The sequence below is a fragment of the Mesorhizobium sp. M4B.F.Ca.ET.089.01.1.1 genome, assembly GCF_004022605.1.
Lineage (GTDB): Bacteria > Pseudomonadota > Alphaproteobacteria > Rhizobiales > Rhizobiaceae > Mesorhizobium > Mesorhizobium abyssinicae.
In genome coordinates this window covers 1-8,953 of record NZ_RZOS01000233.1, presented here as the reverse complement: position 1 = coordinate 8,953, position 8,953 = coordinate 1, and the positions used below count along the sequence as shown (strand labels likewise).

Annotated in this window: 10 protein-coding genes and 1 pseudogene; 8 read left to right on the top strand and 3 right to left on the bottom strand. The window is 65.0% G+C overall.

The genetic code is table 11. The features are described from left to right. From EN780_RS20650 to rpmG, 6 genes are all read left to right on the top strand, one after another. On the top strand, nucleotides 1–1,188 hold a 1,188-nt coding region (locus EN780_RS20650; protein ID WP_128275156.1), incomplete at its 5' end, for an RNB domain-containing ribonuclease. Further along, a complete protein-coding gene (locus EN780_RS20645; protein ID WP_128275155.1) occupies nucleotides 1,188–1,640 on the top strand; it encodes a DUF983 domain-containing protein in 453 nt (150 codons plus the stop codon). The genes EN780_RS20650 and EN780_RS20645, both read left to right, overlap by 1 nt. A 179-nt stretch (nucleotides 1,641–1,819) precedes the next feature. Next, the gene (locus tag EN780_RS20640; protein ID WP_245494444.1) at nucleotides 1,820–2,551 is read left to right on the top strand and encodes an NUDIX hydrolase; all 732 of its coding nucleotides are present in this window, start codon (nucleotides 1,820–1,822) and stop codon (nucleotides 2,549–2,551) included. A gap of 16 nt (nucleotides 2,552–2,567) precedes the next feature. Continuing rightward, nucleotides 2,568–3,743: an MFS transporter gene (locus tag EN780_RS20635; RefSeq protein ID WP_128275154.1), complete on the top strand. Its 1,176-nt coding sequence runs from the start codon at nucleotides 2,568–2,570 to the stop codon at nucleotides 3,741–3,743. Nucleotides 3,744–3,839: 96 nt separating this feature from the next. After that, the gene (locus EN780_RS20630; RefSeq protein ID WP_127393311.1) at nucleotides 3,840–4,298 is read left to right on the top strand and encodes a hypothetical protein; all 459 of its coding nucleotides are present in this window, start codon (nucleotides 3,840–3,842) and stop codon (nucleotides 4,296–4,298) included. A gap of 187 nt (nucleotides 4,299–4,485) precedes the next feature. Further along, on the top strand, nucleotides 4,486–4,653 hold the full coding sequence (gene rpmG, locus EN780_RS20625; protein ID WP_006201775.1) for a 50S ribosomal protein L33: 168 nt from the start codon (nucleotides 4,486–4,488) through the stop codon (nucleotides 4,651–4,653). A 416-nt stretch (nucleotides 4,654–5,069) separates the two neighbouring features. On the opposite strand, the gene EN780_RS20615 is transcribed toward rpmG, so the two are convergent. After that, on the bottom strand, nucleotides 5,070–6,443 hold the full coding sequence (locus EN780_RS20615; RefSeq protein WP_128275153.1) for a PleD family two-component system response regulator: 1,374 nt from the start codon (nucleotides 6,441–6,443) through the stop codon (nucleotides 5,070–5,072). A 27-nt stretch (nucleotides 6,444–6,470) separates the two neighbouring features. Further along, the gene (locus tag EN780_RS20610) at nucleotides 6,471–6,842 is read right to left on the bottom strand and encodes a response regulator (protein ID WP_127283351.1); all 372 of its coding nucleotides are present in this window, start codon (nucleotides 6,840–6,842) and stop codon (nucleotides 6,471–6,473) included. Between the two features lie 223 nt (nucleotides 6,843–7,065). Between EN780_RS20610 and EN780_RS20605 the strand changes: the two genes are divergently transcribed. Next, nucleotides 7,066–7,365 carry a DUF3572 domain-containing protein gene (locus EN780_RS20605; protein ID WP_128275152.1) on the top strand — a complete coding sequence of 100 codons (300 nt, stop codon included), beginning with the start codon at nucleotides 7,066–7,068 and terminating at the stop codon, nucleotides 7,363–7,365. After that, nucleotides 7,362–8,015 carry a hypothetical protein gene (locus tag EN780_RS20600; RefSeq protein ID WP_128275151.1) on the top strand — a complete coding sequence of 218 codons (654 nt, stop codon included), beginning with the start codon at nucleotides 7,362–7,364 and terminating at the stop codon, nucleotides 8,013–8,015. The genes EN780_RS20605 and EN780_RS20600 overlap by 4 nt, the downstream gene beginning before the upstream one ends. 40 nt (nucleotides 8,016–8,055) lie before the next feature. On the opposite strand, the pseudogene EN780_RS20595 reads toward EN780_RS20600, so the two are convergent. Continuing rightward, nucleotides 8,056–8,953 (bottom strand): annotated as a pseudogene (locus tag EN780_RS20595) (hypothetical protein); the annotation flags it as partial.

Here is an 8,953-nt window from a genome sequence, read left to right as displayed (position 1 = left end):
GCCGTGCGCATGACGTTCGCGGCCGATGGCCGCAAGCTGCGCCATTCCTTCCATCGCGTCATGATGAAGTCGGCGGCCAAGCTCGCCTACCCGCAGGCGCAGGCGGCGATTGATGGTATGCCCGACGACAAGACCGGGCCGATCCTCGATACGGTGCTGAAGCCGCTCTGGGACGCCTATGCGGTGCTCAAGCGCGGCCGTGACGGCCGCCAGCCGCTGGAACTCGACCTGCCCGAGCGCAAGATCCTGCTCAAGGAGGACGGCACCGTCGACCGCGTCGTCGTGCCGGAACGCCTCGATGCCCACAAGCTGATCGAGGAGTTCATGATCCAGGCCAACGTCGCGGCCGCCGAAACGCTGGAGGCGAAGCGCCAGGCACTGGTCTACCGCATCCATGACGCGCCCTCGCTCGCCAAGCAGGAATCGCTGCGCGAATTCCTGGCAACGCTCAGTCTGTCGCTGGCGCGCGGCGCGCAGATGCGGCCCGCACAGTTCAACGGCATCCTCGAGCGCGTGCGCGGCGCCGACAATGAGGCGCTGGTCAACGAGGTGGTGCTGCGTTCGCAGAGCCAGGCTGAGTACTCGCCGAAGAATATCGGCCATTTCGGCCTCAATTTGAAACGCTACGCGCATTTCACCTCGCCGATCCGCCGCTATGCCGACCTCATCGTGCATCGCGGGCTGATCGCCGCGCTCGGTCTTGGCCCGGGCGGCCTGACGCAGCAGGAAGCCGATCGGCTGGAAGAGGTGTCGGCGCTGATCTCCGCCACCGAGCGCCGCGCCATGGCGGCCGAGCGCGACACGGTCGACCGGCTGGTCGCCGCCCATCTCGCCGAGCATATCGACGACCGTTTCGACGCGCGCATCTCCGGCGTCACCAAGGCGGGACTATTTGTCCAATTGCCGCAGTACGGCGCGGATGGTTTCATCCCGGTGTCAAGCCTTGAAGGCGATTACTATATATACGACGAAACCGCCCGATCGCTTTTCGGAGAACGCACCGGCAAGGGCTACCAACTTGCCGACCGCGTCGAGGTCCGATTGGTCGAGGTCGCGCCCATGGCCGGCGCGATGCGTTTCGAAATGCTGACCGATCCGAAGCCGCTGCCCGGCTCCAAACGGTCGTTTCACAAGGCCAAGGGCCGCGCCCGCGCGTCGCAATCGCGCCCACGCGGCAGGAGACGGTGATGGCAAGGCAATTGCAGATGGAAGACCAGGTTTTCGGCGGCGAGCATCATTCGGGCCGCGTCGCCCGCCCGCTGTGGACGGCGATGAAGCGCGGCCTGCTCGGCCGCTGCCCGCATTGCGGCGAAGGCAAGCTGTTCCGCGCCTATGTCAAGACCGTCGACAAATGCGAGCATTGCGGCGAGGAACTCTACCATCACCGCGCCGACGACCTGCCCGCCTATCTGGTGGTGGTCATCGTCGGCCACATCGTGCTTGGCGCCTTCATGGGGGTCGAGGCGACCTCCACGCTCTCCACCTGGCAGCACATCATCATCTGGGTGCCGCTGACCATCCTTCTGGCGGTGGTGCTGCTGCAGCCGGTCAAGGGCGCCGTCATCGGCCTGCAATGGGCGCTCTATATGCACGGCTTCGGCGGCGAAGAGGACGTCATCGAGCATCACCCCGAGGCCTGACGTCGCGGCTGGCGCAATCGGCGATGTCCGAACGCCACTTTCGCATGCGGCAAGTTTCCGCTAAAGCGCCTCGCAAATGAACGGGTTCACGCGACGCGCTTCAGATCTTTGCTTTCATGCATGTCATCGTCCCCAGACCGCGACGGCGTCTGGGCGACATGCATCAGCTTGGGGACCGAATGACCAAGGCGAACGTCGACAAGCTTGAGCCAAGCGCTGCCGCGCCCGCCGGCAAGCGGTTGCGCCCGCGCGATGCCGCGACGCTGATCCTGCTCGACCGCAAGGGCAGCGAGGTGCTGGTGCTTATGGGTCGGCGCCATGCCGGGCACGCCTTCATGCCCGGCAAATTCGTCTTTCCGGGCGGCCGCACCGATCCGGCCGACAGCCGCATCGCCGTTGCCACGGACCTCCACCCCGAGGAAGAAGCCAACCTGACCGCGGGCCTCGGCCGCACCAGCCAGGCGCGCGCACGCGCCATCGCGCTGTCGGCCATCCGCGAGACCTATGAGGAAGCCGGCCTGCTTATCGGCCGCAAGGGCGCCTTCACCACTGCCAGGCGCGACTGGCAGGGCTTTGCCGAGCATGGCGTCGTGCCCTCGCTGGAAGTGCTGCGCTTCATCGCCCGCGCGATCACGCCGCCGAACCGGGTGCGCCGCTTCGATACCCGTTTCTTCAGCGCCTGGCGCAGCGACGTCGCCATCGAATTGCCGGATGGCGGCCCGACCAACGAGCTGGAGGAACTGGTCTGGCTGCCGCTCGCCAAGGCCCGCGAGGCCGATATCCCGGACATCACCCGGATGATCCTCGACGAGCTGGAAAAGCGGCTCGCCGACGATCCGCTGCTGCGCCCCGGCGGCGCGGTGCCGCTCTACCGGCGTGTCCGCAACCACTTCACCCGCGAAATCCTCTAGGCTATTCAGGCATCCCATGACGGTCGATACCCAAGAACAGGGCGACGAGCGCGTACACTGGCTGCCGATGATCGCTGCGATCTCCTCGATCAGCGTCGTCGGCATCGCCATCGGCCTCGGCATGCCGCTGCTCAGCGTCATCCTGGAGACGCGCGGCCATTCGGCTTCGATGATCGGCCTCAACACCGCCATTGCCGGCCTTGCCTCGATTGCCGGCGCGCCGCTTGCAACGCCGCTCGCCATGCGGTTCGGCGTCGCCTGGACGATGCTGACGATGATCGCGGCTGGCGCGCTTGCCTTCGTCGGCTTCCACTTCGCGCCGGATTTCTGGATGTGGTTTCCGCTCCGCGTCGTGCTGCACATCGCTCTGACGGTGCTGTTCATCCTGTCGGAATTCTGGATAAGCACCTCGGCGCCGCCGCACCGGCGCGGCCTGGTGCTCGGCATCTATGCCACGGTGCTGTCGCTTGGCTTCGCCGCGGGACCATGGCTGTTCGCCCATCTCGGCAGCACCGGCTTCCTGCCCTTCGGCGTCACCATCGCCCTGGTGACGCTGGCCGCCATTCCGGTGCTGGCAGCGCGCAACGAAAGCCCGACGATCGTCGCCGACAGCGAGACCAGCCATTTCCTGCGCTACATCTGGCTGGTCCCGACCGCCACCTTCGCGGTGCTGGTGTTCGGCGCGGTCGAGACCGGCGGCTTTGCGCTGTTCCCGGTCTACGGCAGCCGCATCGGCTATTCCGAGGCGGACGCTGCCCTGCTGCTCACCATGATCGGCCTTGGCAATGTGCTGCTGCAGATTCCGATCGGCATGATCAGCGACCGCGTCTCGGATCGCCGCCATCTGCTCCTGGCCTGCGCCACCGTCGGGCTTGCCGGCACGATCTTCATGCCGCACTTCGCCGGGGACTGGCACCTGATGGCGGCGCTGCTGTTCGTCTGGGGCGGCGTCGTCGCGGCGCTCTACACGATCGGCCTTGCCCACCTCGGCTCGCAATTGTCCGGCCATGAGCTCGCCTCCGCCAACGCCGCCTTCGTGCTCTGCTACGGCGTCGGCATGGTGCTCGGCCCACAGGCGATCGGCATCGGCATGGACGTCTTCGGCCCCTCCGGCTTCGGCTGGTCGCTCGCTCTGTTCTTCGCCGCCTATATAGCGCTGGTCGGCGTCAGGCTGATCCGCAAGGTCCTGTAGGCCGACAGGCTGAACGCTCGTCAGCCCACGCTGCTGACATCACCGTGTCAGGAGCACCCCTGCTATACCCACGCTCCACATGCAGGGAGATATCAGATGATCGACAGTGGCTTCGAAACCAAATCCGTGCGGATGCAGTTGCTGCTGCTTGTCAGCTTCCAGGCGCCGGCAGCCGACGTCGATCGCATCATGGACGCCGTGGTCGCCATCACGCCGCTCGGCATGGGCAATTACGACAGCAACGCCTTCCAGTCGGCCGATGGCGTCGAGCGCTACCGGCCGCTCGAGGGTGCCGCCGCCGGCGCCGAGACGCTGCTGCGGCAGCGGCCGGGTACGGTCGAGGTGTCGTTCGAATTGCCCGACGACCAGGGCCTCGCCGCTCAAGTCGTCGAGGCGATCTACCAGGCGCACAGCTATGAGGAGCCCGTGATCCGCATCCAGCCGCTGCTTGCCAGCCGCACCAAGGGCCTTGACGACCGCGCCAACCCCAACCGCTGGTGGAACACGGCCGGAGACTGGAAGAAGGCCGCCTCACCAGTCAGGGAGGACGCCTGACCGCCTACCTTGCCGCCGCTGGCGGGCTCCACCCTTGCCGGCAGCAGCCACATCGGGCGTCGCCGAAACCTGCTTGGGGTTGACTTTCCGGACGCGTTCTTTATGTGTCGCGCCAAGTTTCCCGCGTCCGGGTGTTTTCCCCGTGCTCCAGCGGCCAAAACTCCACGAACATTAACGGACGAACATCATGGCCAAAGCCGCAAACATCAAGATCAAGCTTCTGTCGACCGCCGACACCGGTTTCTTCTACGTGACCAGCAAGAACAGCCGCACCAAGACGGACAAGCTGTCGTTCCGCAAGTACGATCCGGTCGCCAAGAAGCACGTCGAGTTCAAGGAAACCAAGATCAAGTAATCCGGTTTCCTCCGAGAATGCCGAAACGCCGCCCTTTGGGCGGCGTTTTTGTTTTGGCCGGCGATTCGACCTGACCCGATAGCAGGAGCTTCCGCCGATTGGCGCGAAGTCCTGACGTTCATTTTTTTGGAAAAAGGGGGCCGGTCGGCGTTTGGCAGCGGTACGAGGAGGCCACTATGTGCCAGCGCCGGCCGGCCGACCCCACGGACCCAGGAGATGCGGCGGACCTGAGCATCATGGGGTATTTAACGGAACGATCCGGCGGTCTACCCTCGTGCCGGCCTCGTTTTGTCTATGCTGTACATTTGCGCAAGAGCTTATGAAAATCAACAGTTTCTTAACCAAGCCACCCGAATCGCTTGGATTAAGGTAAATTGCTAACCCTGTCGGATTGACCGGTTAATTGGCGCCCAAGCCTACGCCGCCTTGGCGACCACGCGGTTGCGCCCGCCGCTCTTGGCCTCGTAGAGAGCGAGATCGGCACGCTTCATCAGGGCGGCCACCGTATCGGCCCCCTTGAGCAGCGACGACACGCCGACGCTGACGGTGACCTCGATCGTCTTGCCCTCATGGCCGATCGCAAACGGCAACTGGGCGATTTCGGCGCGGATGCGTTCCGCGACCTTTTCCGCCACCGCGCCCTCTGTGTCGGGCATCACCACCACGAACTCCTCGCCGCCGAAACGGCAGGCGAGATCGATGCCGCGCACGTTCTTGCGCAACCGCCGCGCGAACTCGCGCAGCACGTCGTCGCCGCCGTCATGGCCATGCGCATCGTTGATGGATTTGAAGCGGTCGAGGTCGGTGATCATCACCGACAGCGGACGCCGCCGCGCCACCGCGCGGTCGAACAGCGTCTGCAGATGGCTGTCGAGGTAGCGGCGGTTGTGCAGCCCGGTCAGCCCGTCGGTCACCGCCATCTCGATGGTCTGGGTGACGCTGGCGCGCAGCTGGTCGTTGTAGCGCTTGCGGCGCACCTGGGTGCGCAGCCTCGCGGTCAGTTCCTGCTGGTCGACCGGCCGCGTCAGATAGTCGTTGATGCCGAGTTCGAGGCCGCGGATGATGCGCCCCTCCTCGCCGGCGTCCGCCAAAAGGATGATCGGCAAGAAGCGGGTGCGGTCGAGCGACCGCAGTTGCGAACACAGTCGCAGCGGATCGAAGTCGGCGAAAGCGGTCGAGATCAGCACGCATTCGTAGGCCGTCTCGGCAGCCTGGAAGAAGCCGGCATTGGGATCGGTGGCGACATCGAGCTCGGCGCTGCTTCGCAGCATCTTCTTGATGCGCTCGAAGGACGATTTGCGCTCGTCGATCAACAGCACCTTCGGCTTCGCATCCTCGGCGGCGAAGTTGCGGCTCAACAGTTCCTCGATGCCGATGTTGCGCGTGGTCGAGGCGCGCAGCCGCAATTCGTCGGTCAGCGACTTCAGCCGGACCAGGCTCTTGACGCGCGTCATCAGCTGCAGGTCGTTGACCGGCTTGGTCAGGAAATCGTCGGCGCCGGCCTCCAGGCCGCGCACCCGGTCGGAGACCTGATCGAGCGCGGTGATCATGACGACCGGGATATGCGAGGTCGCCGGGTCGCTCTTCAGCCGCCGGCAGACCTCGAAGCCGTCCATGTCGGGCATCATCACGTCGAGCAGCACGACATCGACCTTGCCGTTTTCGCAGGTCTCGATAGCGTCCGGTCCGTTGGAGGCGGTCAGCACCTCGAAATACTCGGCCAGCAGCCTGACCTCGAGCAACCTGACATTGGCAGGGATGTCGTCGACGACGAGGATCCGCGCGGTCATCTCACAAGGCTCCGGTCTGGCTGGGCATCAGGCATCGCCCAGATAGGATTTGATGGTTTCGATGAAACGCGGCACCGAGATCGGCTTCGAGATATAGGCCTCGCAGCCACCCTGGCGAATGCGCTCCTCGTCGCCCTTCATGGCGAATGCGGTCACCGCGATGACCGGGATCGAATGGAGGTCGTCATCCTCCTTCAGCCACTTGGTCACCTCCAGCCCGGACACTTCGGGCAGTTGGATGTCCATCAGGATCAGGTCCGGCCGGTGCTTGCGCGCCAGGTCCAGCGCCTCGAGGCCGTTGCGCGTGCGAACAGTGTCGTAGCCGCTGGCTTCGATGAGGTCGCGAAAGAGCTTCATGTTGAGCTCGTTGTCCTCGACGATCATGACCTTCTTAGGCATCGATTTCCCGTCCCGACGGTCCTCGACGCCGAAGACCACCGTCATGCGTCCTTGCCGGATCGCACCCAACCCTCATCCACGCTACGCCAATATGATTGACGAAACGCAAACCGGCGGCCCCCAAAAACTGGCCGGATCCCGTCTCGGGGAGGGCAATGGCTTGCCGCAAGTCGCGCTTGCCGTTACTGCGGAGAGACTCAAATTCCACGCACAAAAGGTAGTCATGACAAACGCGGCGTCAATGCGCGAGGAAGCGGAAGCCCTTGCCATCAGGGCTCTCGGCTTCGTCGCCGCCGATCCTGAACTCCTGCCGCGCTTCCTGGCGATCACCGGCATCGAGGCGCAGTCGATCAGGCGGGCGGCGGGCGAGCCAGGCTTTTTGGCCGGCGTGCTGCAGTTCATCCTCGCCCATGAGCCGACGCTGCTGCGCTTCGCCGAGGAGACCGGCACGCCGCCGGCCGCCGTCGGCAAGGCCTTGCGGGCGCTGCCGCTCGGCAACGACGATCACGAGCGCTCGGTATGAGCGACGATCCCGAGACGGCGCGGCAGATCGAAGAGCTTGCCGCGGACGACCGGCCGCTTCTGGTGCTCGACGTCGACGACGTCGTGCTGGAGTTCATCCGGCCGTTCCCGCATTTTCTGCAATCGCGCGGCTTCGCCCTGACGCTCGCCTCCTTCCGCCTCACCGGCAACATCGCCGAGACGGCAAGCGGCCGGCTGATCGAGCAGGCTGAGGTGACGGCGCTTCTCGGCGAATTCTTCGACGCCCAGGCCGAATGGCAAAGCGTCACCGATGGTGCGGCGCAAGCGCTGTCGACATTCGGCGGCCGTGCCGAGATCGTGCTTTTGACGGCCATGCCGCACAGGCACCGCGCGGCGCGCCGCGCCCACCTCGACGCGCTTGGGCTGAACTATCCGCTGCTGACGACGGAGATGGCGAAAGGACCGGCCGTCGCCAAACTGCGCGGCGCCAAGGGTCGGCCGGTCGCCTTCGTCGACGACCAGCCGTACAACCTGCTGTCGGTGCGCAACTCGGTGGCAGACGCGCATCTCTTCCACCTGATGGCCGACAACTCGCTGCGCGCCTTCCTGCCGCCAACGCCCGAAGGCATCGTCTCGGTCGAGGATTGGCACGAGGCGGCGCCGAAGATCGTCAGCGCGCTCGGGCTCTGAAACTCGGGGGCGGAAAACCGCTCCGCCTCCTGGAAATGCCTCAAGGCTGAAGCTTCGCGCCCGACCCGCTGTTGCCCTCGCCGGGAACGACATCCTGATCGGTGCCGTCATCCTGATCGGTGCTATCGTCCTGAACGGCATCCGCCGGCTTCAGCATGGCGCCATTGACCGTCACCGAACCATCGGGCTTGGCCTTGATCGCCCATTCGATGCGACCGTCCGGCAGCGTCTTGCCGAACCCCTTGACCGCAAGCACCATCGGAAAATACTGCGCGGCTTCCGGGTCGGTCTTGGCCGCGGTCTGCAAGGCTTCGACGATCTTGTCGTAGCCGGCGATATCGACCGTCACGCTCGCATCGGGCTTCTCGCCGGGGAAGGTCATCTCGCCTTCCAGCGCGATCTCGATGTCCTTGTTCTTCAGCGTGCTGTGGCCGATGACGGCCTTGGGCGTCTTGGCCAGGAAATCGGCGGAGATCTGGTCGCCAAAATCTTCCGGCAGCGGCGGATTCTTATTGAGATCAAGCGTTTCGATCGCCTTCTTCGCCATGCTGTCGAGATCGATGTTGGCGCCGCCGAAGTTCAGGTCGACGTCGGTGGGCAGCAACGCCACGCTCCAGCCGGGCAGCATCTGCTGCGGAATCTTCAGGCCAGAGGCCTTGATCGCGTAGTTGATCTTGCCGCTCTGGGAGACGCCGTCCATTCCGAAGGCCGTGCTCAATTGCGTCGCCCCGAACGTGCCGATCGGGCTCTCGACCGCGAAATCCTTGAACCCATAGGTTCCATCGAGCCTTTCCCATACCGGCAGCGCGGCAAGCAGCAGCGACTTGAGCTGCGCCTGGTTCGCCTTCAGCGCCGCTTCGTCCTCATTGGCCACGGCAAAGGCCAGCAGGTCGAGCAGCGGCTTGCTTCGCACGCCCTTGCCGTTCGCGGTCATCGAC

Excerpts from the sequence above, each read along its gene's own strand:
- EN780_RS20645 (WP_128275155.1), top strand. The coding sequence starts at position 1,188 with ATGGCAAGGCAATTGCAGATGGAAGACCAGGTTTTCGGCGGCGAGCAT.
- EN780_RS20640 (WP_245494444.1), top strand. The coding sequence starts at position 1,820 with ATGACCAAGGCGAACGTCGACAAGCTTGAGCCAAGCGCTGCCGCGCCC.
- EN780_RS20635 (WP_128275154.1), top strand. The coding sequence starts at position 2,568 with ATGACGGTCGATACCCAAGAACAGGGCGACGAGCGCGTACACTGGCTG.
- EN780_RS20630 (WP_127393311.1), top strand. The coding sequence starts at position 3,840 with ATGATCGACAGTGGCTTCGAAACCAAATCCGTGCGGATGCAGTTGCTG.
- rpmG (WP_006201775.1), top strand. The coding sequence starts at position 4,486 with ATGGCCAAAGCCGCAAACATCAAGATCAAGCTTCTGTCGACCGCCGAC.
- EN780_RS20615 (WP_128275153.1), bottom strand. The coding sequence starts at position 6,443 with ATGACCGCGCGGATCCTCGTCGTCGACGACATCCCTGCCAATGTCAGG.
- EN780_RS20610 (WP_127283351.1), bottom strand. The coding sequence starts at position 6,842 with ATGCCTAAGAAGGTCATGATCGTCGAGGACAACGAGCTCAACATGAAG.
- EN780_RS20605 (WP_128275152.1), top strand. The coding sequence starts at position 7,066 with ATGACAAACGCGGCGTCAATGCGCGAGGAAGCGGAAGCCCTTGCCATC.
- EN780_RS20600 (WP_128275151.1), top strand. The coding sequence starts at position 7,362 with ATGAGCGACGATCCCGAGACGGCGCGGCAGATCGAAGAGCTTGCCGCG.